Source organism: Escherichia sp. MOD1-EC6021 (genome assembly GCF_002965245.1).
Lineage (GTDB): Bacteria > Pseudomonadota > Gammaproteobacteria > Enterobacterales > Enterobacteriaceae > Escherichia > Escherichia coli_F.
In genome coordinates, this window is the sequence record NZ_PTRU01000121.1 from 1 (window position 1) to 464 (window position 464).

General features: G+C 48.3%; 1 protein-coding gene. It reads right to left on the reverse strand.

Going from position 1 to position 464, the window contains the following annotated elements:
• Positions 1 to 464, reverse strand: a 464-nt coding sequence (locus tag BEB54_RS28270; RefSeq protein ID WP_097517011.1) for a 3'-5' exonuclease, incomplete at both ends; no start/stop codon positions are given.

Here is a 464-nt window from a genome sequence, read left to right on the forward strand (position 1 = left end):
GCGTCATCAAGTGCATTATGGCGCTCACCTTCGAATGGAATAGCCGTTCTGGCATCGAAGTCTATGGCTTTCCCCAGCTCAACGATTGTGCGTACATCGCGATCGTTGTAGTAACGCCACGGGCAGGGGATCCCCTGCCGTTCGTATGAACGGCGCAAAATCGTGTTGTCGAAGTTGGCTCCATTTCCCCAAACCTGAACAAAAAATTCACCGGAGTTTTCGTCGATAAATTCCCGCAATTGTAACAGTGCATCATCTAACGGGATTTCATCGGTCATAATGGCAGATTGCGCTTCGCGTGATTGCTTAAGCCACCATTTAATGGTGTCCCGATCAATGACTCCGCCAGCAGTTTCCAGATCGATAGTCTTACTAAATTCCGGTCCCATATCTCCGGTTTGCGGATCGAAAAATATTGCACCTATTGAGATGATCGGGGCATCAGGATTTTTTCCCATGGTTTC